The 21,595-nt window shown below is 37.8% G+C and carries 19 protein-coding genes; 10 read left to right on the forward strand and 9 right to left on the reverse strand.

The features are described 5' to 3' along the window. Positions 1-9 precede the first annotated feature (9 nt). The 3 genes from J690_RS07080 (at position 10) to J690_RS07090 (ending at position 3,746) form a co-directional block, all read left to right on the forward strand. Positions 10-1,665, forward strand: coding sequence for a bifunctional protein tyrosine phosphatase family protein/NAD(P)/FAD-dependent oxidoreductase (locus J690_RS07080; protein ID WP_032035012.1), 1,656 nt, complete (start codon positions 10-12; stop codon positions 1,663-1,665). Between the two features lie 175 nt (positions 1,666-1,840). Beyond that, entirely contained in the window at positions 1,841-2,632 is a 792-nt protein-coding gene (locus J690_RS07085; protein ID WP_032035014.1) for a sulfite exporter TauE/SafE family protein, read from the forward strand. A 109-nt stretch (positions 2,633-2,741) separates the two neighbouring features. Beyond that, entirely contained in the window at positions 2,742-3,746 is a 1,005-nt protein-coding gene (locus J690_RS07090) for a homoserine dehydrogenase (protein ID WP_032035016.1), read from the forward strand. Between the two features lie 32 nt (positions 3,747-3,778). Here J690_RS07090 and J690_RS07095 read toward each other — a convergent pair whose 3' ends face one another. Then, positions 3,779-4,696 (reverse strand): DMT family transporter, encoded by a 918-nt coding sequence (locus J690_RS07095; protein ID WP_032035017.1) that lies wholly within the window; start codon positions 4,694-4,696, stop codon positions 3,779-3,781. Positions 4,697-4,862: 166 nt separating this feature from the next. Here J690_RS07095 and J690_RS07100 point away from each other — a divergent pair, with 166 nt between their 5' ends. Beyond that, positions 4,863-5,717: a helix-turn-helix domain-containing protein gene (locus J690_RS07100; protein WP_032035018.1), complete on the forward strand. Its 855-nt coding sequence runs from the start codon at positions 4,863-4,865 to the stop codon at positions 5,715-5,717. Here the strand turns inward: J690_RS07100 and J690_RS23645 are convergent. Continuing rightward, positions 5,714-6,109, reverse strand: coding sequence for a winged helix-turn-helix transcriptional regulator (locus tag J690_RS23645; protein ID WP_005069321.1), 396 nt, complete (start codon positions 6,107-6,109; stop codon positions 5,714-5,716). The genes J690_RS07100 and J690_RS23645 overlap by 4 nt on opposite strands. Positions 6,110-6,204: 95 nt before the next feature. On the opposite strand from J690_RS23645, the gene J690_RS07105 reads away from it, so the two are divergent. Beyond that, positions 6,205-6,813: an FMN-dependent NADH-azoreductase gene (locus J690_RS07105; RefSeq protein ID WP_032035021.1), complete on the forward strand. Its 609-nt coding sequence runs from the start codon at positions 6,205-6,207 to the stop codon at positions 6,811-6,813. Between the two features lie 77 nt (positions 6,814-6,890). Here the strand turns inward: J690_RS07105 and chrA are convergent, their stop codons facing one another. After that, the gene (gene chrA / locus J690_RS07110) at positions 6,891-8,237 is read right to left on the reverse strand and encodes a chromate efflux transporter (RefSeq protein ID WP_032035023.1); all 1,347 of its coding nucleotides are present in this window, start codon (positions 8,235-8,237) and stop codon (positions 6,891-6,893) included. Between the two features lie 183 nt (positions 8,238-8,420). Further along, positions 8,421-9,707: an MFS transporter gene (locus J690_RS07115; protein ID WP_002113740.1), complete on the reverse strand. Its 1,287-nt coding sequence runs from the start codon at positions 9,705-9,707 to the stop codon at positions 8,421-8,423. A 516-nt stretch (positions 9,708-10,223) separates the two neighbouring features. On the opposite strand from J690_RS07115, the gene J690_RS07120 reads away from it, so the two are divergent. Then, on the forward strand, positions 10,224-12,440 hold the full coding sequence (locus tag J690_RS07120; protein ID WP_032035026.1) for a TonB-dependent siderophore receptor: 2,217 nt from the start codon (positions 10,224-10,226) through the stop codon (positions 12,438-12,440). 55 nt (positions 12,441-12,495) lie between these two features. Here J690_RS07120 and J690_RS07125 read toward each other — a convergent pair whose 3' ends face one another. After that, positions 12,496-13,914, reverse strand: a complete 1,419-nt coding sequence (locus J690_RS07125; RefSeq protein ID WP_017399577.1) for an aspartate ammonia-lyase — start codon at positions 13,912-13,914, stop codon at positions 12,496-12,498. Between the two features lie 404 nt (positions 13,915-14,318). Between J690_RS07125 and J690_RS23650 the strand changes: the two genes are divergently transcribed. From J690_RS23650 to J690_RS07140, 4 genes are all read left to right on the forward strand, one after another. Continuing rightward, a complete protein-coding gene (locus J690_RS23650) occupies positions 14,319-14,501 on the forward strand; it encodes a hypothetical protein (RefSeq protein WP_002113649.1) in 183 nt (60 codons plus the stop codon). A gap of 110 nt (positions 14,502-14,611) precedes the next feature. Continuing rightward, complete coding sequence (locus tag J690_RS0104020) at positions 14,612-14,833, forward strand: hypothetical protein (protein WP_014206692.1); 222 nt, start codon at positions 14,612-14,614, stop codon at positions 14,831-14,833. A 547-nt stretch (positions 14,834-15,380) separates the two neighbouring features. Beyond that, on the forward strand, positions 15,381-16,274 hold the full coding sequence (locus J690_RS07135) for a LysR substrate-binding domain-containing protein (RefSeq protein ID WP_002113716.1): 894 nt from the start codon (positions 15,381-15,383) through the stop codon (positions 16,272-16,274). A 233-nt stretch (positions 16,275-16,507) separates the two neighbouring features. Further along, the gene (locus J690_RS07140; protein ID WP_003651675.1) at positions 16,508-17,401 is read left to right on the forward strand and encodes a LysR family transcriptional regulator; all 894 of its coding nucleotides are present in this window, start codon (positions 16,508-16,510) and stop codon (positions 17,399-17,401) included. 49 nt (positions 17,402-17,450) lie between these two features. Here J690_RS07140 and J690_RS07145 read toward each other — a convergent pair whose 3' ends face one another. The 4 genes from J690_RS07145 to J690_RS07160 all read right to left on the reverse strand — a co-directional run bounded on the left by J690_RS07145 (position 17,451) and on the right by J690_RS07160 (position 21,561). Then, the gene (locus J690_RS07145) at positions 17,451-18,623 is read right to left on the reverse strand and encodes a thiolase family protein (RefSeq protein WP_032035027.1); all 1,173 of its coding nucleotides are present in this window, start codon (positions 18,621-18,623) and stop codon (positions 17,451-17,453) included. Between the two features lie 65 nt (positions 18,624-18,688). Further along, a complete protein-coding gene (locus J690_RS07150; protein ID WP_032035030.1) occupies positions 18,689-20,098 on the reverse strand; it encodes a short-chain fatty acid transporter in 1,410 nt (469 codons plus the stop codon). A 115-nt stretch (positions 20,099-20,213) separates the two neighbouring features. Further along, positions 20,214-20,855, reverse strand: a complete 642-nt coding sequence (locus J690_RS07155; protein ID WP_014206696.1) for a 3-oxoacid CoA-transferase subunit B — start codon at positions 20,853-20,855, stop codon at positions 20,214-20,216. A 1-nt stretch (position 20,856) separates the two neighbouring features. After that, on the reverse strand, positions 20,857-21,561 hold the full coding sequence (locus J690_RS07160) for a CoA transferase subunit A (protein ID WP_002113873.1): 705 nt from the start codon (positions 21,559-21,561) through the stop codon (positions 20,857-20,859). Positions 21,562-21,595: the final 34 nt, after the last annotated feature.

Here is a 21,595-nt window from a genome sequence, read left to right on the forward strand (position 1 = left end):
GGTGGCAATATGGAACTTAAACGAGTTAATCAAGATTTTTATGTTGCTGGCCAGATTACTGCCAACGATATTGCAAAAATTGCAGACCAAGGAATAAAAACTCTGATATGTAACCGTCCAGATGGAGAAGGTGCAGATCAACCCAATGTGATTGAAATTGAAGAAGCAGCTCAGCGACACGGCCTAAACGTAATCTACCAGCCCGTTATCAGTGGCAAAATTACTGATCAACAAGTTACCGAGTTTAAGCAGCTTTATCAGAATGCTCAGAAGCCCGTTTTAGCATATTGTCGCTCTGGTATGCGTGCAATCAGTTTGTGGGCTTTGACTGAAGTTGCTCCACAAGATGCAGCACTGTTAGTTGAGTCGGGTAATAAGCTTGGGTTTAACTTAAAAGGCTTGGTGCCACGCATTTTAAAACGTGATCATGAACCAGCCACAATTCCTTGTTATAGCGTTGTGATTGTTGGCGCTGGGGCAGCAGGAATTTCTGTAGCGTCGAGTCTTTTATGTCGTGAACCTCATTTAGATATTGTCATTATTGATCCCGCAGATACACATTATTATCAACCGGGCTGGACCATGGTTGGTGGCGGTATTTTCAAACCACAAGTAACCGCACGCTCAATGACAAGTGTGATACCTTCAAAAGTAAAATGGATGAAAGCTGCGGTTGCTGGATTCGACCCAGAGCATAATCAGGTTATTTTGGAAGGATGCCAACCTATTCAATATAAAGCTTTGGTCGTCTGTCCTGGTTTAAAACTGAATTGGCATGGAATTGAAGGTTTAGTTGAAACCTTAGGTAAAAATGGGGTGACGTCTAACTATCGTTATGATTTAGCGCCGTATACATGGGAACTGGTGCAACAATTAAACGGTGGAAAGGCAATCTTTACCCAACCGCCTATGCCGATTAAATGTGCCGGAGCCCCACAAAAAGCGATGTATCTTTCAGCCGACTACTGGTTAAAGCAAGGCAAACTTAAAGATATCTCTATCCATTTTTATAACACTGGTGCTGTCTTATTTGGCGTGAAGGAATATATACCTGCACTAATGCAATACGTTGAAAAATATGGCACTGAACTTCATTTTAATCATCAACTTGTTAAAGTAGACGGGCCTGCAAAGAAAGCATGGTTCAAAGTCGTGAATGATGAAAATGCAGCATTGGTCGAGACTGATTTCGATATATTACATGTTGTTCCACCGCAACAAGCGCCTGATTTTATTCGTGCAAGCACACTCACTGATGAAGCAGGCTGGGTGAGCGTGAATCCTCAAACCTTACAACATACACAACATGCCAATATTTTTGCTTTAGGTGATGTGATGAATGCGCCTAATGCCAAAACTGCTGCTGCGGCACGAGCACAAGCTCCGATCGTTGCAGTAAATGTTCTCGCACAACTGAACGGTGAGCAAAATTTATGTGAATACAACGGCTATGGCTCATGTCCACTGACCGTAGAACGTGGAAAAATCGTTCTGGCTGAGTTTGGCTACGGCGGTAAATTACTTCCAAGTTTTCCAAAATGGGTGATTGATGGGCAAAAGCCATCTCGTTTGGCTTGGCTGCTTAAGGAGCAGATTTTGCCACCGATTTACTGGCAAGGCATGCTCAAGGGCCGCGAGTGGATGGTCAAACCTGAGCGAGGATAAGTAAAGCAACGCTTTACCCGAGCGCAAGACGAGAACTATGTTCGAGTGGAAGAGGATAAACAAAGCAATGCTTTGCCCTGAGAAGCGGCTAAAGCTCCGCAAGAAGACGAGATCTATTCACTCATTAACCAGCAGTCTACTGCAAATGATGTATATGCAATTTTAGGCTTTTGATATGTTATTACTTGTCGTTGAAGGCATCGTGATTGGCTTTTTACTTGGTCTTACTGGTGCAGGTGGCGGTATTCTTGCTGTACCCGCGCTTATGACCAGTCAAGGCTGGAGCGTGGCTCAAGCTGCGCCGATTGGGTTATTGGCGGTTGCGCTATCTACACTCATTGGAACCATTGAAGGCTTATTTAAAAAGATAGTTCGTTATCGTGCTGCGATCTGGATTGCCTTAATTGGTGCTCCTATGGCACATATCGGCATTTTAATAGCTAACACGATTTCACCTATTTGGCTCATGTTAATGTTTAGCTTGGTCATGTTTACAGTGGGTTATCGACTTATTAGTAACCGAGTTTCAGATTTTCATACCCCGCCGTGTCAGGTTAACCCAAGTACGGGACGCTTTATCTGGAATTTTAAAACTGGTGGTGTACTTGCCGGCATTGGAATTATTGCGGGGCTTTTAACTGGGATGCTTGGTGTGGGTGGCGGCTTTGTAATAGTGCCAGCGCTTAGAAAAGTCACAAATTTGGATATGCATAGCATTGTTGCAACTTCACTTATGATTATTTTTCTCATCAGTGGAATGAGTATTGTGATGCATATTGCAGAGGGCTTTCACTATCCAGTAGGCATTACTAGTGCGTTTGCGCTCGCATGTGCAGTTGGTATGTTATTAGGGCGCAGAGCCATACGTTTTATTCCGTCTGCAATTGTGCAAAAAGTCTTTGCTTTAATGGTTTTTGCTGTCGCAATTTATATGGTCATTAAGATAGTTAATCTAACAAATATCTAAGTAATATAGTATCTTAACTATCTCTGTAGTTAGCAATTTTCCAAAGACAAGAGGTTAAAATTATCTTGGGAAATTTGATTTAAACGATATAAATTTTTGAGAAAGTGAAATGAAGCGAGTTAACGTGGCAATTTGTGGTTTTGGACGGATTGGGCAACAAATTGCAGAGCTCCTTTTAAATCGAACGACCTACTATAAACAAAAATATCAAATTGATGCCCGTTTAGTGGGTGTCTGTAACTCATCATCAGGTTTAATTGACCAAGAAGGTTTGCAGGCTTCAAAGTGGCTAGATAAAACACAATTTCAAGCAGGCTTAACAGAGCAAAAGTTTTTAGAACAGGTTCAAGCAGATGTCATTATTGAGACAGGGCCAAGTGAATATGTGACAGGTGGAAAAGGCCTATTTTATTTAGATTATGCTTTAACACATAGCATGAATGCGATTGCGGTATCTAAAGGTGCTTTAGTCGTAGATGGTAAAAAATTAGTTAACTTGGCACATCAGCACAATAAAAAACTATTTTTTAGCGGTGCGACAGCTGCTGCCTTACCAACTGTTGATTTGTTTGAATATAACTTAGCTGGCTGCCAAATTTTAGAAATAGAAGGTGTGTTTACAGGCACCACGAATTTTATTTTGAATGATATGTTGCAACATGAATGTGCGTTTGCAGAATCTCTTGAAAAAGCTCGAGCAAAAGGTATTGCAGAACCTGACAGCTCTTTCGATGTAGATGGATGGGATACCGCTGCTAAAATTACGATATTGGCAAATACTGTTTTGGGGGCTGATGTAAAAATTCAAGATATTCCAAGACAAGGAATCAGTCACGTTACGGTTGAACATATTCGTGGTTGGAAAAAAGAAAATGTAGCTCCTCGTCTGGTCGGTTTTATTCATCTGAAAAATCAGCAAATTCACACAGGTGTCGAATTAAGGTTAGTCCCAGCAAATCATCCTTTTGCTCATCTGCAAGGTTCTAATAAATGTATTCGGGTGTTAACTCAAGAAATGGGTGAGCTTGTTGTAAGTGGAGGGGCATCTGCGCCTTTAGCCACAGCAGCCGCGGCTTTAAAAGATTTCGAGTTGATGCTAAAAACGGGCTGCTAAAATTAATTATGATTTATAAAAAAAGCAGGCTTTTATGCCTGCTTCTCACAACTTTTTTGACTATTAAATAGCTTCTTTCCAATTTCCAACTTACTAAACATTAAGTAGTTGCCGAGTAAAATTAACAAAATTCCAAAGACAGCATTTAAAGTCCATACATATCCTTCAAAGAAAGTAGAAACTGTTAAAGCAACTAAAGGGAAGAGCAACGTGCTATATGCTGCTTTGGCTGCACCAATTCGTCCAACAAGAGAAAAGTAAGCAGAGAACCCAATAACCGTACCAAATACAGCCAAGTAAAGTACCGAACTTAAAAATGGGAAATTCATTGGCGGCATTAAATCTTGGCCAGTAAATAAAGCTAGACTTAACATTACCAGTGCGCCATACGTCATGGCATAACAGTTTGTTGAAAAGATATTTAGACCACGTTTTTGGTGTCTAACACTAATCATGTTCCCTAAAGAAAAACCGTAAGTGCCTACTGCACATAGCCCAATACCCATCAATAACTGCGCATTAAACTGACTATTAATCAGGTCATGCCAAAACAGTAAAACAATACCACTTAGGCCCAAAAGTGCAGCCGGGGCAAAGTTTGGCGATGGTTTTTGCTTAAAAAAGATAAGCGCATTAATGGCATTAAAGAAAACGGCCATCGAAAAAATAACAGACTCTAAACCGCTATTTACATATTTAACTGCGGTATAAAAACAAATAAAGTTTAGACCAAAAACGCAAAGGCCTTGCAGCATACAAAACAAATGATCTTTTAAAGCAATTCGCTGTAATTTTCCTGAAAATAGTAAAACCACCCAAAGTAATAAGGCTGAAATGGCAAAACGCCATAAAATCGCGACAACGGGTGTTGCATAATGGCTTTGAACGGCAATTCCAATCCATGTTGTTCCCCAAATCAACACCACCGCAACATAGAGTAAAATATTCATAACTTCATCCTCGATTACCAAGCTTAAGTATCTAGGAATGCTTCATTTTTCACGTATATATTCTTGTGTTGTACATGCAAGATCTTGCGTTTTTTATATGACTGAACTAGCTGAATTTTGCTGAATATGGTTAACTTAAGCTCAATGATATTCGTTTTAATTTTGCATGGCCTATCAAACTTTAGAACAGCTACAGCAATCTAAAGCCAAGCTTCACGAAACTGTGGTGCTTGATGAAAATATGCAACTTGCATTTTGGTCTAATCAGCAAGATCGTGTAAGTGTCTGTAGCGATCACCACACTCTAAGTCTTTATATTCAAGATGGCTATGAAAGCTATCAAAAAACCCCTGCAGGCTGGAAAAACGGCGGTGGGCCGGGGCGTTTTTGCTTATTGCCTGAACATCAGGAGTCGACTTGGGATATACGTGGTGGGCTTAAATTCGTTCACTTATATTATACAGATCAACATTTGCGTGATGTTGCCGAAAAAATATGGGACAAAGAGCCGAACCAAATTGAACTAAACGAAGTTGTTTTTAACGATGACGAAAAGATTCGAGCGCTTTATCAGTTTTTCTTGCTAGATTGTGATTGGAAAGATTCAGCAAACCATTTACAAATGAGTACAACTGCCAGTTTATTGCTGAACCATTTAATTCGAAGATATAGCAATGTTAAGTGGCAGCAACCTATCATTAAAGGTGGGCTCGCTCCTCATAAACTCAAATATATTCAAGACTGGATTGAAGGGCATCTAGATCAAGCACTTACCTTGTCTGATTTGGCAAATGTTGTAAATTTAAGCGAATACCATTTTGCTCATATGTTTAAACAGTCCATGAATATGGCGCCTCACCAATATGTCATGCAAAGACGCTTAACCAAGGCCAAGGGGCTAATTCAGTCATCTCAGCTTTCTTTGCAAGATATTGCCCTAGTATGTGGGTTTAGTTCAGCAAGCCATTTAAGTCATCGCTTTAAACAATTTTATGGCATAAGTCCTTCGCAGTTACGTTAAGTGTCTAATGTAATTGGTTTATCTTGAGCTGCATCAAACGCAGCTCTTGCCGCATCAATATCCGCAATGTGCTGCTGAGCCCATTGGCCTAAAGCAATTACAGGTTCTGTAAGTGAATGACCGAGTGGAGTTAATTCATATTCAACATGAGGGGGAACTACAGGATAAACCGTACGTTTAACCAACCCATCTCTCTCTAAACCACGCAAACATAAGGTAAGCATACGCTGTGATATTCCATTGATACTTCTTTTAATTTCAGAAAAGCGATGAGAACGTGATGCAAGTGTCATTACAATGAGTATACTCCATTTCTCGCCAACTCTAGCCAACACTTGACTGACTCTTTGACAATCTGAACTCTGGATATCGTGAGGTATGGTTACAGTCATATTACTTGGTTCCCTAAATGTGCCTTCTTGTGCATAAGCATAATAGTAGTAACATAATTAGTTCAAGTAACAATTTTATACTGTGGGTATAAACGATGAAACTACTTCAAATTGACACAAGTATTTTAGGTGAGCATTCTGTTAGCCGCCAACTCACCTCATCTGTTATTGAAAAGCTCAGCGCAGCTTATCCAGATGCAGAAATTATTCATCACGATTTTGCTTTAGAGCCAATTCCTCATTTGTCTGATGCGGAATTTTTGGCATGGCAAGGAATTGAACCTAATAATGAAACAGCGCAGCAACGTGTTGCACGAAACACCCAATATTTGGACGAGTTCTTATCGTCAGATATCGTTGTAATTGGCGCACCTATGTACAACTTTAGCTTTCCATCACAGTTAAAAGCGTGGCTTGACCGACTATCTGTTGCTGGAAAAACATTCCGTTATACGGAAAACGGCCCTCAAGGTTTAGTAGAAGGTAAACGTGTCATTATTGCTTCTTCGCGTGGTGGTGTGTACTCAGAAGGTTCACCAGCCGAAGCTTTAGACTATCAAGAAACTTATATCAAAGCGTTTTTCAATTTTATTGGGGTGACTGATATTACTTTTGTGCGCGCGGAAGGGATTGCTTTCGGCCCAGAAGCACGTCAAGCAGCCTTAGATAATGCAGCAGCGCAAATCGCACAACTAGCGGGTTAAAAATATAAGCAGCCGAACAGTAAAGAAACTGTTCGGCTGTGTTTATGAGTAATTAAAAAAGTTAAATCAATAAATAACTAAAAGAAAGTGACAGCGAGTCCAACCAGCGCTGATGCAAAAATCACATATAGCACGTTCACGTTAAAGCGAAATAAAGCAATAAATGCAGCCACAGTAATGAGGGCTGCAACTATATCAAAATGCCCTGAAAAGCCTTGTGGCCATAACACGTGATAACTAAAAAATAGTGCGAGATTTAAGATTACACCCACCACAGCCGCGGTAATTGCAGTGAGTGGCGCAGTAAATTTAATTTCATTATGTGTAGATTCAATAATGGGTGCACCCGCAAAAATAAAGACAAATGAAAAGAGAAAGGTAAACCAAGTCACAATGACCGCACCAAGTGCTCCAGCAAAAAATAGATGCTCAGAGCCAAGTAGTGAATGATTAACGCCTCCTAAAAAGCCAACAAAGGCAACTATCATAATCAGTGGACCTGGTGTAGTTTCACCTAAAGCGAGTCCATCAATCATTTGCGTAGGTGAAAGCCATCCAAAATGATTTACAGCCCCTTGATAGACATAAGGTAAAACCGCATAAGCCCCCCCAAACGTAAGTAAAGCAGCCTTGGTGAAGAACCATGCCATTTGAGTATAAGAATGATGCCATCCAAAATATGCGCCTAAAGCTAAAATTGGCAATAGCCATAAAGCGATTGCTACAAAAATAAGTTTAGCTAAACGCAACCAATGGAATTTAGCGTGCTCTGGTGTTGGAGTCTCATCATCAATAAATGCCGGACCATAATCTTTTTGACTGGCTTTATGTCCAGCCGCGGAGGAAAATAGTTCTGGGTACTTTTTACTCGCTAAATAGCCAGCAATACCAGCGGATAAAACGATAAGCGGGAAAGGAAGCTTTAAGACAAAGATGGCAAAGAACGCCGCAATCGCGACGATCCATAAAAACTTATTTTTAAGCGAACGACTACCTATACGGTACGTTGCATGGAAAACAATTGCGGTAACGGCAGGCTTAATTCCATAGAAAATACCTGCAATAACGGGAACATCTCCAAATTTTATGTAAACCCAAGACAGCCCAATTAAAATAAATAAGGAGGGTAATACAAATAGAATACCTGCAACTAATCCTCCAGCAGTTCTATGCATGAGCCAACCAATATAGGTTGCTAATTGCTGTGCTTCAGGGCCGGGTAACAACATGCAGTAGTTCAGGGCATGCAAAAATCTTTTTTCAGATATCCAGCGCTTTTGTTCAACCAGTTCCTGATGCATCACAGCGATTTGTCCAGCGGGCCCCCCAAAGCTAATAAAGCCAAGCTTGAGCCAAAATAAGAAGGCTTGCCAGAAGGTGACTTGAATAATACTTTCAGGTAAAGGGGATTTTTCGTTTTCCATTTTTTATCCCATCAAAAAATTGATTCATACGGATCAAGAACATCAAAAACTAGTAACTTTTAGTTAATTGAATAAGTTAGATGTGCTAGGCAGCTATAGCATACAGAACAAAAATGACTTTCTTATTATTTTAAAAAGATATTCTTCTAAAAAATCTCTAGAAGAATATCTATCTTTTACTTTTTAATGATCATGTTCTAAATAATCTGGTTTTTTCGGAAGCGCAAGGCTACATAAGAAACAGATAATCAGCATGACAATGACATATATAAAGAAGGTATTTTCAATTCCGGCAGCTTTAAACTGTAAGGCAACTGAAGGTGCAGAACCACCAAACAGCGCATTACCTACCGCATAAGAAAATCCTACACCTAAAGCTCGCACATGAGGTGGGAACATTTCAGCTTTTACCAAGCCACTGATAGATGTATAGAAACTGAGTAACATCATCATAAAAATAAGTAGCAAGGCAATAATGATCGGCGAATCAATATAGGCACGCATCCCGATCACCATGACTGGGTAGATAAAAATCGCAGACAATAAGCTAAAGGCCAGCATTGAAGAGCGTCGCCCAATACGGTCGGAAATAGCACCAAATACAGGTTGAGCACACATATAGACAAATAGGGCGAAGGTCATGATATAACCAACGGTTTTTCCATCCATCCCTAAATTGGTTAAATAGGTTTTTGAATAAACGGTCTCTACATAAAACGTTAATGAACCAGCAGAAGTGTATCCAACCACCAATAAAAAGGTTTTCCAGTGCTTTTTAAAGAGTTCTCTTAAGCTACCAGACTCTTTTCGTTCGCTGTCTTGATGAGAAAGCGTTTCTTCTAAACGACTACGTGCAAGCAAAGATAAAATTGCTGCAATACCACCAATAACAAACGGAATACGCCATCCACCATCATGTAATTGTTGTTCACTTAAGAACGTTAATAAAATTACACCAAGTAAGCTTGCGAGTAACTGACCACCAGAGAGAGTGACATATTGGAAAGATGAGTAAAAACCACGTTGGCCTTTTAATCCTAATTCACTCATATATGTTGCTACTGCACCATATTCACCACCAACCGATAAGCCTTGAAGTAAGCGCACTACCAGTAAAAGAAAAGGGGCAAATAAGCCAACTTGGTCATAAGTAGGTAGGGCTGCAAATAGAAAAGAACTCAAAGCCATCAGACAAATTGAGATGACCATCGACTTTTTTCGACCATGCCGGTCTGCAATTCGTCCAAATACCCAACTACCAATAGGACGCATAAAAAAGCTTGCAGCGAATACGCCCCAAACATAGATAGATTTAGTCGTACTATCCATATCAGGTGCTGTTAATGCTTGAGTAAAGTAGGCAGCAAATACTGCATAGATATAAAAGTCGAACCATTCAACTAAATTACCAGAGGCTGCGCCTACAATCCCACGTATTCTGCTACGTTTTTCTTCCTGAGTGTATGTCATATTTCTTCCATCATTTTGCAGACAAAAATGAGGAATTTTTAGATATGCTGGATAGAAAATAGAATGAAACTTTAAATATCACTCAATCCTGAGCACTTCCTTAAATTCCTAACCATTCATTTTTTCTAATTTTAAAATTCGTTTCTAGTAAAATTACGTCCTTTTGTTCGATTTAAAGATAATTTTACCAATGATCGAACACTTCCTTTCATTTAACTTAATAATTAATTCTATTTAAAATCAGTGAGCTAATTTACAACGGTACTTTTCTATTTTATTTCTCCTTTTAAGTTTCATTTCGAGCTTAAGTTTATTTCGAATATTTGGTAATACTTAAAAAGTTATAGCGTCAATTCCTAATAAAATAAATGAAATTTATATAATGATAAGTTCATAAAATTTGTATCAAATACACTTAATCGAAAAAGTACAGAATGTATTGTTTCTCAATATATGTAGCTGTATTCTTGCGTGGCTAAAAATAGACTCCGCACTCATTTCTAGCGCTTTAGAATTATGCACGGTATGGCAGGGAGTTATTCAATGGAAAGACGTTCGATAAATCTTCACTTCATGACATGCTCTAAAACAGCATTGGCTTCATCTATTGCACTCATAACATCTGTCGTCTATGCAAATGAAGCGGAGGTTTCGCAGCTCCCAACCATTACTGTGAATGCTACACAAAATAATGATGCACTATATACGTCTAAAAAAGTTATTTTATCTGGTTTTCAAACTGATGATTTAAAGAAAGTTCCTGCATCTATTACAACCATTACCTCTGAGCGTATAGCAGACCAACACGCAAAAACTTTAACTGATGTTATTAAAAACGATCCTTCTTTAGGGGATGGCTACGCTGCAATTGGCTACTATCCAAATTTTGTAGCACGTGGTTTTGCGCTTGATTTAGGCTCAAGTTATCTCATTAATGGCCATACTATACGTGGCGAACAAAACGTGGCTTTAGAAAATAAAGAACAAGTTGAAATCTTAAAAGGCATTTCTGCAATTCAATCTGGAATGTCGACGCCGGGTGGTGTGGTTAACTATGTAACCAAAAGACCAGCCGATGTTAAAAACATTACTGTAGATGCAAATTCAGAAGGTGGCTATACGCTGGCAACAGATGTTGGCGGCTTTGTTAATAATAGTTTTGGTTATCGAATCAATTTAGCCCATGAAAGCATCCATCCAAATGTTGATCATGCAAATGGTAAACGAGAGTTTGGTTCAGTTGCTTTAGACTGGAAAATTAATGATCGTTCTAAATTATTGTTTGATATTGAAGCTCAGCATCAAAGTCAACGTTCAGTACCAGGTTATCAACTGCTTGATGGGCAAGAAGTACCAACAAATGTAGATCAAGACCGTTTATTGGGTTATCAGTCTTGGAGTAAACCTGTTGTAAATAACAGTGTAAATGCAAGTTTGAAATATCAATATGCATTTAATGATCAATGGAATGCTAGCTTAAGTGCATCGCAAAGCCGTGTTGTGATTGATGATTATATTGTGTTTCCTTATGGAAGTTATTATTCATCGGGTAATCCACTTGCAGTATTTGACAAAGATGGAAACTATGATCTTTATGACTATCGTAGCCCAGATGACACACGTATAACTAATCAGTTTTCTGCTGGGTTAGAGGGTCAATTCAATACTGGGAATATTGAGCATCAGGTAGCTTTTGAATTGCAAAATACACGTAAAAACCTGAAGCGTTATGATCCGAGTAATCAACTTATTGAGAATGAAATTGGCAATATTTATACTGATTCATCAGATTTTAAAATGCCACCTGAAAAATTAGGCAATCGCTTTAAAGCTCTAGAAAGCGATCAGACTGCTTTTACCATATCTGACCGAGTTCAGTTTAACGATCAATGGTCAACTTTATTGGGTGGAAAACTTATTCATCTTGACGAACAAGCCTATAAGCCAGATGGCCAGCAAAGCCGAGACACAGATTTAAATAAGTTCTTACCACAATTAGCGCTTATGTATAGCCCAACTGCTAAGACTAATCTTTATGCTTCATATGCCAAAGGATTATCGGATGGTGGTGAAGCACCTTGGTATACAAAAAATGTCATGTATGGCACTGGTCCCCAGATATTATCACCTAGAAATTCTGAACAATATGAAATTGGTGTTAAGCAACAAATACGAAACTTCTTATTAACAGCAGCTATTTTTGATTTAAAACAAGACAATCAATATAGCAAAGTAAATGCTGATGGAACTTTCGATTTTATTGAACAAGGTAAACAGCACAATCAAGGTATTGAATTAGGTTTAACTGGTGCATTAACCGATACAGTTGACGTAAGCTCTGGCATTACCTATACCAAATCTCGTCTAGTTGATATTGATAGTGACAGCTATAAAGGTCATCAAACTCAAAATGTACCGAAAGTACGCGCAACTGCACAGTTATCTTATAAAGTTCCGTCAGTTGAAGGATTAAGATTATTGAGTGGCATGCAATACAGTAGCAGTAAATATGCAAACAAAGAGGGAACTGCAAAAGTAGGCGGTTACAGCGTTTTTAATATTGGTGCGGCCTATAAAACAAATTTTGCTGGGCATGACACAACTTTTAGATTCAATATTGATAACTTGTTTAATAAGAAATATTGGCGTGATGTAGGTGCATTTATGGGTGATGACTATTTATTCTTAGGTAATCCACGTACAGCCCAGTTCTCTACAACTTTCAGTTTTTAGAATATAGAACAAATAAAAAAGGAGCTTATAAAAGCTCCTTTTTTATTTTCAGGAATTAAGCCGACATTTTTGGTTTAACCATATTATTAATCGACAAGATATCATCAAGCACTTGTGCCGATAATAAACCTTCATTTTGAACTAAAGCCAATACGCTTTGTCCAGTTTCGTTTGCAGTTTTAGCAATACGAGTTGTAGTTTCATAACCTAGATATGGGTTAAGTGCAGTCACGATACCAATCGAGTTTTCAACCAAAGCCTTACAATGCTCAGGGTTCGCCGTAATTGTATCAATACACTTACTTTGGAACATTGCCATTGCCTTACCAAGCAAATCCATAGATTCAAACAGTTTGAATGCAATAAGTGGTTCCATTGCATTTAACTGTAATTGGCCCGCTTCAGCAGCTAAAGTTACAGCCAAGTCATTTGCAATGATCTGGAAACAAGCAAGGTTCATTGCTTCAGGTATAACTGGGTTTACTTTACCCGGCATGATCGAGCTACCTGGTTGGCGAGCTTCTAAATTAATTTCATTAATGCCAGTACGTGGACCACTTGAAAGTAAACGTAAGTCATTAGCAATTTTTGAAAGTTTAGTTGCGGTACGCTTTAATAAACCAGATAAAAGAACAAAGTCACCCATATCTGAAGTTGCTTCGATTAGATCAGGAGCAGACTTAATTTTCTTACCAGAAATTTTTGCAAGCGCTTGAATCGCAAGTTCACGGTAACTATATTCAGTAGTAATTCCCGTACCAATCGCCGTACCACCAAGGTTCATATACGCTAAAACATTTGGAATAAGCGTATTAATTTGCTCAAGGTCTTTTTGTAAAGTTACTGCAAAAGCACCAAACTCTTGACCTAATGTCATTGGCACAGCGTCTTGTAACTGTGTACGGCCCATTTTTAGGATGTGAGCAAATTCTTGAGATTTATTGCGGAAACTTAAGATTAAATTGTTAAAAGGAAGATTTAGTTCATCTAAGCTTAATAACAAACCTAAGCGAATCGCAGTAGGGTACACGTCATTTGTTGACTGTGACATGTTAATGTCATTATTAGGATGCAAATATTGATATTGGCCTTTTGCGTGTCCCATATATTCTAAAGCGACGTTTGCTAATACTTCATTTGCATTCATATTGGTTGAAGTACCAGCACCGCCTTGCATCATATCAATTGGGAACTGATCGTGAAAATTACCACGAATAAGTTGATTACAGCTATATTCAATCGCTTCAAATTTAGTCTGATCTAAGCTTTTAAGATTATAGTTCGCTTCAGCACAAGCAAGCTTTACCATTGCTAAAGCTTTAATAAGGTGAGGGAAATTTCCGACCTTGCTTTGAGTTAAATTAAAGTTTTCTAGAGCACGTAATGTTTGAACTCCGTAGTAGTCGTTATTATTGATCTCTCTATAACCAATAAGATCCTTCTCAATACGGGTGGTAATTTCAGCGTTCATCATTAAACTTCGAATTAGTAAAGAAGATAATTCATATTAGATTTCGAAATGCTTCACTTCTAATGCATTTATCAAGTTAATTATGCATTTTTTGCATATCAGTTTTTTAATTTTATAGTCAACTAACTAGGAGAGTTCATTTTAAACTATTAGTTTAACTATATAAATTAATAACTTAATAATTAGATGAAGTTATTTTAAAAATTTGCTTGATACAGTGAATGGTCATCTAATTTTTAAAAGCAACCCATTGCAAAAATTAAGACTAGTTAATTTAAGTGAAATATCAACTTAATTATCTTTATTATTAGCTTTTAAAGTGAAGCCTATCTAACAAATTCATATAAAAATGTGATGCATTTCACATAAAAAACACTATAATACGAAAAAATCTTAGTTTTAAGTTTATGTTAAAAGTCACAGCCGCATTAATTATTTTGGGAAGTTTTACATACTATGTGCTTTTCCACGGTGAAGAGAAAAGTGAGTCTAAAACTTCTCGTCTGCTTAAAGAAGCAGAGCAATCAATCGCTTCTGCTGAAACCTCGGTAAACAAGGCTAATAGTATTGTGCCCATATCTTACAAGTAGCCTTAGTTCTTAGGTTAACCATTCCATATTATCCATCAAAATATTGTTTTATCTAGATTTTCTTAAAATTTGGGTAAAAGACTGTATGTATAGAGACAAAATTCATGAGAATGAAGTTTATCGCCTATGATCCCAATTCTGGGGAAAAATTAAGCTTAAAAGAGCATATCCACCATATGGATAAATACACCACTTATATCTTTTTTAGTGATGAAAATGACAATATGGTGTTCAATCCACAGAAAAAGCAAGTTTTTGAAATTACTCAATATACTTCTAATATGATGGTTGAAATTTCAAGAAAGTTATATTACCTCATTGGTGAATATTAGAAATTCGGTTTTTATTCAATCTTAAGTTAAATACTTTAGTAGAATAGTCAGGTTTTATGGACTGAGCTATACTACAAGTATATCTTCTGATTTAAATGAATTTATTGAGTCAGAGAGTTTAATTCCTGAAATAAGCAAGATAGTCATTTTCAGTTTTACAGTCCGTATTCTTCCCCAAGGTGCGGACTTTTTTTATAAAAAATAAAACATGAGTAAAGCATAGGATTATTTCTATTTTTTATTACCTTAAAATTTGTTATTTACTTGCGTTATATGCTCCTTACTTTTTGATTTAAAATAATTTTTAGAGTAATAATTTTATATTTGTATGAGTTATTGAGTTAAATCAAAGTCTTTTATTCTCTTACGCTCTTTTCTATGTCAAAATTATTTAAATACTTACTTTTATTGTTTGGCTTTGCCAACCCTCCATCGCATTTTTGCAGGTACTCCCATGTTTTATAGTTTTTATTCATCTATTCAGCTATTTATTCAGCTTCCCAACCAGACAGATTAAGGACATAAATATAAAAAGGGAATGCATAAAATGAACTTAGAAGTACGTTGGGTAGAAGACCTTTTGACACTTGAGCGTGAGCGTTCTATTTCAAAAGCAGCCGAAAAACGATTTATTAGTCAATCCGCATTTACGCGTAGAATTCAGCAAATAGAAGAGATGATCGGAGCTGAAGTTATTATTCGAAATAATAAAAATAATATTGAATTTACAGACATTGGGCGGATTATGCTGGTGATGTCTAAAAATATTGAGAAGCAGGTAGAAGAAACAGCAAAGCTGATTAAAAACATCAAAAATGAAACCGAATCTACGATTCGTTTCTGTGTTGTCCACTCATTAGCATCAGGTTTTTTAACCACTTTTTTAAAAAAATTCCCAACATTTATGCGTGATTTAAAAATCGAAATTGTCGCGACGAATAGTGGTGAAGGCTTATCTCTTTTAAAAGAAGGTGCCTGCGATTTTATGATTTGTTATGCAGATCGATCTAATATTAATCGAGTTGGTGATGATATTTTAAGTGGCATCAAGATCGCTGAAACAGAGATTGTTCCAGTGTCAGCTACCGAAGCAGATCATACGCCTAAGCATACAATTCAGAGTAATTTTTCATTACTTGCTTATAGTAAACATGCTTATTTGCGCAAATTGGTCGATCAATTGATTGAAGGTAAACTGATCTATAAAACCTTATATGAAACTGACAATGCCACCAACTTGAAAGAGCTTGTATTACAAGGTTTAGGTGTAGCATGGATTCCAAAAATTAATGTAGAGGAAGATCTCGCTACTGGAAAATTGGTCATGTTGGACCATAACGAATATTGTCTGCCACAAGATATTTATATTTTTAAAAATAACTTGAGTGATAACAAATCAGTTCAGCAAATCTGGAAGGGCTTCCAAACTCAGCATGATTAAAATTTATAATGATATGTGATGTCCTCAAGATATTTACATACAAAGTAATCAATTAAAGAGCTCATACCTTTGTCTTTATGATGAAAGGCTTTATAAAGCATTGCTCATGGTCTAGATTCTTTGTTAATTTAGACCATATATCAATAATTCAGAAATCTAGTGAGCATTTTTAGACATGCTGTGCCTGATTTTATTCCTTTTGAATGGATTATTTGATCCAGACGGAGACAATTTTGTTTGATCTAGATAGTAGATTACTAAATATTTTTTATCATATTTATCGGTTTAAAAGTGTTTCAATGGCTGCTGATGCTATTGGCCTTACACAACCGAGTGTTAGTAATGGACTGAACAAAATCCGTCAGCATTTTAATGATCCACTTTTTATTCGTGTTGGGAATGAGATGATCCCAACCGAATTAGCAAAAGAGATTTTTCCACTCATTAGTGAAGTTATTGATAAAGTAGAAAGCATTAATAATTTTAGCGTGAATTTTGATCCGCTAACTTCAGATCAGCTTTTTACAATTGCCATGACAGATGTATCTCATCTGGTTTTATTACCGCAATTAACAAACTATTTAAAAGAAAAAGCCCCTTTAATTCGCTTGAATATTAGGCCGATTACACCAGAAACCAGCTATCAAATGGCAAATGGTGAGATTGATCTTGCAATTGGCTTTTTACCGCAGTTAGAAGAAGGCTTTTATCAACAAAAGTTTTTTAAACAGCATTATGTGGTGATTAGCTCTAAGAGCCATCCTCGTTTAGACCCAAATAATTTTACTTTAGATGATTATATGCGCGAGTATCATATCGATATTGACGCGGGAATTGGGCATTACCATATTAAAAATGAATTACAGAATAAAGGATTGGATCGAAATATTTTAATTCGATTACCGAGCTATCTTGGAGTGGGATTAGTCGTACAAGAAACAGATGCGATCGCAACGGTACCGTATTATTTAAGCCAAGTCTTATTGGTGAGAGAAAATTTACAGATTTTACCTGCACCTCTAGACTTTCCAACTTATGATGTTAAACAACATTGGCATATGTCTTGCCATCATAAAAGTAGTCATAAATGGTTCCGTCAAACCTGCTATGAACTTTTTAAAGTCTAAAAAAAGAAGATGTAAGAAAAATGCTTACATCTTCTTGGTAGTTTGATTTTTAGATTTCAATCGCGACAGCTGTAGCTTCACCACCACCGATACATAATGCAGCAACACCTTTCTTTTTACCAAGGCGTTTTAAAGCATAGATAAGAGAAAGAATAATTCTTGAACCAGTTGCGCCAATTGGATGGCCTAAAGCACAAGCACCGCCATGTACATTTACTTTTGCTTCATCAATGCCGAGTTCATGAATTGGCGCCATTGCCACCATTGCAAAAGCTTCATTAATTTCCCAAGCATCTACTTCATCAACAGACCAGCCAGCGCGCTCAAGTACTTTTTGAATTGCACTAATCGGAGCAATGGTAAATTCGCTTGGATGTTGTGAGTGAGTAGAAGTTGCAACAATTTTTGCCAAAGTATTTAAACCATGACTTTGAGCATATTCTTCAGTGGTGAGTACTAAAGCAGCAGCACCATCAGAAATTGAGCTTGAGTTAGCAGCTGTAATTGTCCCATCTTTAGTAAAAGCTGGACGTAATGTTGGGATCTTCTCAAGATTCGCTTTTAGTGGTTGCTCATCTTGATCGATAACTTCAACACCTTTACGTGTTTTTACTTCAACAGGAACAATTTCTTCTTTGAAGTAACCTTCCGTAATCGCAGTTTGCGCTTTTTTAAGTGAAGAAATCGCAAAGTTATCCATTTGCTCACGGGTAAAGCCTTTGGTATTTGCCATGTCTTGAGCAAAAGAACCCATTAAGCGGCCTGTTTCTGCATCTTCAAGGCCATCTAAAAACATATGGTCCTTAATCTCACCGTGACCCATACGGTAACCACCGCGAGCTTTAGGTAAAATATAAGGCGCATTGGTCATAGATTCCATACCGCCAGCTACAATAATATTGGCACTGCCTGCTTTTAAAGTATCTGATGCCATTAACACCGCTTTCATGGCAGAGCCACATAGTTTATTAATGGTAACTGCACCGACATGATCAGGTACACCAGCTTTACGCATCGCCTGACGAGCAGGACCTTGGCCTATGCCTGCACTCAATACACAACCAAAAATAATTTCATCTACTTGTTCAGGTGCAACACCTGCACGTTGGATCGATTCACGGATAACAGCAGCGCCAAGTTCTGGTGCAGTTAAAGCCGATAGACTGCCTTGAAAACCGCCCATTGCAGTACGGCTACCTGAAACTATAACAATTGAACTCATCTTAATATCTCTTATTGATGTATTTGCTAAATTTGCCTTTAGCCGAAACTAAAGGCGCCAGTAAATTAAAAAGTAGGTGGGGTGTAGCTAAGTGTTCTTCCAAAGAACCATAATAAAAATAAAACTAATGGAAAATGCACAACGAGCTGAGTGACTGTAAAACCAATCACATCTTTTGCTTTTAGTTTTAGAATGCCTAACATTGGAAGCATAAAGAACGGATTGATTAAGTTCGGTAAAGCTTCGGCTGCATTATAAATTTGTACAGACCAGCCTAAATGAACTTTCAAATCATTTGCTGCCTGCATGACATATGGGGCTTCAATAATCCATTTTCCACCGCCAGATGGCACAAAGAACCCAAGGATGGCAGAGTAAATTCCCATCACAATTGCAAAGGTTTCTTTTGAGGCGATTGAAACGAAAAACTCAGCTATATAATGCGACAGCGATAAATCTTGACTGTTTAAAGCTTGCGTCATAATAAAAGCGATGCTTCCGTAAAGTGGAAACTGAATTAAGATTCCTGAGACAGCCGGAACTGCCTTTGAAACAGCATTTAAGAAGTTTCGTGGTGTGCCATGTAACGCTAAACCAAGCATTAAAAACACAAAGTTATAGGTGTTAAGGCTTGAAATGGCAATGATTGGATTACTTTTTGAAAACTCAAAAAACATCCAGATTAACCCTAATGCGACCACAATAATCGTTAAGATAGGCGAGTTTTCTAACCAGTCACCTGGACGATTAGATTTCTCATCATGGGGTTTGTCTTCTTCAAATTGAACATCAAAACTATCAATCGTTTTAACATTATTACCTTTTGGAGCTGACCAGTAAGCGATTGCGATTGAAACAATCACCAAAATAATGGTCATCGCAATTGATTGCCAAAGGAAAATCGTTTCAGTAAATGGAATAACGCCAGTTAGGTTGTAAATTGACTCAGGTAAACTGGTTTTATTCGCTTGAAGCTGTGCTGCCGAAGAGCTGATTCCAAGTGCCCAAGTTGCCCCCATACCAATAATTGCAGCCGCTGCCGCTGCACGGTAATCCATATTCAGCTCTTTACGTTTTGCTAATGCAATCACTAAAAGTGCAGTAAGAATCGTGCTTACTGCCCAATTGACCAGTGAAATTAATAAACTAACGGTTGCAACTAAAACAATAGCACCACGTCCCGAATTTGGAATACGTGCCATTTTTTGGATTAGGAACTTTACGGGCTTAGATACAGAAACGACATAACCTACAATAATGAGCATCGTCATTTGCAGGGTAAAGGGAATAAGACTCCAGAAACCGTTACCGAAGGAAGTCGCAACATCGTGAATAGGCGCACCAATACCTAAAGCGGCAATAGACACAATAATGACGCCAAGTAATGCAAAAATATATGAATCAGGAAACCATTTTTCAGACCAGTCACTAATCCGAAGAGCAAATCTTTCAAAAATTCCTTGCTGTTTTTCCATAGCTGAAAAATCCTTCTCGTTCTTATTTATAAACAGCACATCCGGTGCTTAAAAGGGCTAAGACTCAAGCTCACTTACTAACTTGAGTCTTGTACAGCTAACTAAATCTTAGAATTTACGCGACTAAGGTTTTATAAAACTCAACGCCAGTAGCAGCTTGAATCTGTTCAAGCGTGACATCTTTAGCAAGCTCAATCAGCTCTACGCCTTGTGGTGTAATGTCCATTACACCTAAGTCAGTAATGACGCGATGAACCACGCCTTTACCTGTTAAAGGTAAACTACAGTTTTTCACAATTTTTGGCGTACCATCTTTTGCGCAGTGTTCCATAAGCACTACAACTTTTTGGACACCAACAACCAAATCCATGGCACCGCCCATACCTTTGACTTTCTTGCCAGGAATCATCCAGTTCGCTAAGTCACCATTTTCGGAAACTTCCATTGCGCCTAAAATTGCAATGTTGACATGGCCACCGCGGATCATGGCAAAAGATTCTGAGCTTGAGAAAAATGCTGCGCCAGGACGAGCAGTAACCGTTTGTTTACCGGCATTAATTAAATCGGCATCGACAGTTTCTTCGGTTGGAAACTCACCAATACCTAATAGGCCATTTTCAGACTGAAGCCAAACATTAATATTTTCAGGAATATAGTTAGCAACTAGAGTAGGTAAGCCAATACCTAAATTGACATAAAAACCGTCTTCAAGTTCTTTTGCAGCACGTTGTGCCATTTCATTGCGTGACCAAGCCATTTTATACTGCCTCCGTGCTTAAAGTTTTATGCTCAATACGTTTTTCAGGTGACGCATTAAGTACAATGCGGTTTACATAGATACCCGCTAAATGGATCTCATCCGGATCTAATTCACCAATTTCAACAACCTGTTCAACTTCGGCGATTGTAATTTTTCCAGCCATTGCACATTCAGGGTTAAAATTCTGAGCAGTTTTACGGAACACTAAGTTACCAGCCTTGTCTGCCTTATAGGCTTTAACAAGAGCCACGTCTGCTGTTAAAGATTCTTCTAAAATGTAGTTTTTGCCATTAAAGGTACGTTCTTCTTTACCTTCGGCAATGAGTGTACCGACGCCAGTCTGAGTATAGAACGCCGGAATACCAGCACCGCCAGCACGTAACTTTTCAGCTAATGTACCTTGTGGAGTAAGTTCTACATCAAGTTCACCATTTAAATATTGGCGCTCAAATTCTTTGTTTTCACCAACATAAGAAGAGATCATTTTTTTGATCTGTTTTGTTTGAAGCAAAATACCTAAACCAAAATCATCTACACCAGCGTTATTTGAAATACATGTGAGACCAGTCACACCACTTTGCTTAACTGCAACAATCAGTTTTTCTGGAATTCCACATAGACCAAAACCACCTACGGCAAGTGTTTGATTATCTGCAATAACGTCTTTTAATGCTGCCTCAGCATTGGCATAAACTTTATTCATTCTATTGTTATCCTATATCCCTTAGTAATCTTAG

The sequence above is a fragment of the Acinetobacter sp. 742879 genome, from assembly GCF_000588535.1.
Lineage (GTDB): Bacteria > Pseudomonadota > Gammaproteobacteria > Pseudomonadales > Moraxellaceae > Acinetobacter > Acinetobacter pittii.

What these genes read in the sequence shown, in the direction of transcription:
- J690_RS07080 (WP_032035012.1), top strand. Translation starts at nt 10, where the DNA reads ATGGAACTTAAACGAGTTAATCAAGATTTTTATGTTGCTGGCCAGATT.
- J690_RS07085 (WP_032035014.1), top strand. Translation starts at nt 1,841, where the DNA reads ATGTTATTACTTGTCGTTGAAGGCATCGTGATTGGCTTTTTACTTGGT.
- J690_RS07090 (WP_032035016.1), top strand. Translation starts at nt 2,742, where the DNA reads ATGAAGCGAGTTAACGTGGCAATTTGTGGTTTTGGACGGATTGGGCAA.
- J690_RS07095 (WP_032035017.1), bottom strand. Translation starts at nt 4,696, where the DNA reads ATGAATATTTTACTCTATGTTGCGGTGGTGTTGATTTGGGGAACAACA.
- J690_RS07100 (WP_032035018.1), top strand. Translation starts at nt 4,863, where the DNA reads ATGGCCTATCAAACTTTAGAACAGCTACAGCAATCTAAAGCCAAGCTT.
- J690_RS23645 (WP_005069321.1), bottom strand. Translation starts at nt 6,109, where the DNA reads ATGACTGTAACCATACCTCACGATATCCAGAGTTCAGATTGTCAAAGA.
- J690_RS07105 (WP_032035021.1), top strand. Translation starts at nt 6,205, where the DNA reads ATGAAACTACTTCAAATTGACACAAGTATTTTAGGTGAGCATTCTGTT.
- chrA (WP_032035023.1), bottom strand. Translation starts at nt 8,237, where the DNA reads ATGGAAAACGAAAAATCCCCTTTACCTGAAAGTATTATTCAAGTCACC.
- J690_RS07115 (WP_002113740.1), bottom strand. Translation starts at nt 9,707, where the DNA reads ATGACATACACTCAGGAAGAAAAACGTAGCAGAATACGTGGGATTGTA.
- J690_RS07120 (WP_032035026.1), top strand. Translation starts at nt 10,224, where the DNA reads ATGCACGGTATGGCAGGGAGTTATTCAATGGAAAGACGTTCGATAAAT.
- J690_RS07125 (WP_017399577.1), bottom strand. Translation starts at nt 13,914, where the DNA reads ATGATGAACGCTGAAATTACCACCCGTATTGAGAAGGATCTTATTGGT.
- J690_RS23650 (WP_002113649.1), top strand. Translation starts at nt 14,319, where the DNA reads ATGTTAAAAGTCACAGCCGCATTAATTATTTTGGGAAGTTTTACATAC.
- J690_RS0104020 (WP_014206692.1), top strand. Translation starts at nt 14,612, where the DNA reads ATGAAGTTTATCGCCTATGATCCCAATTCTGGGGAAAAATTAAGCTTA.
- J690_RS07135 (WP_002113716.1), top strand. Translation starts at nt 15,381, where the DNA reads ATGAACTTAGAAGTACGTTGGGTAGAAGACCTTTTGACACTTGAGCGT.
- J690_RS07145 (WP_032035027.1), bottom strand. Translation starts at nt 18,623, where the DNA reads ATGAGTTCAATTGTTATAGTTTCAGGTAGCCGTACTGCAATGGGCGGT.
- J690_RS07150 (WP_032035030.1), bottom strand. Translation starts at nt 20,098, where the DNA reads ATGGAAAAACAGCAAGGAATTTTTGAAAGATTTGCTCTTCGGATTAGT.
- J690_RS07155 (WP_014206696.1), bottom strand. Translation starts at nt 20,855, where the DNA reads ATGGCTTGGTCACGCAATGAAATGGCACAACGTGCTGCAAAAGAACTT.
- J690_RS07160 (WP_002113873.1), bottom strand. Translation starts at nt 21,561, where the DNA reads ATGAATAAAGTTTATGCCAATGCTGAGGCAGCATTAAAAGACGTTATT.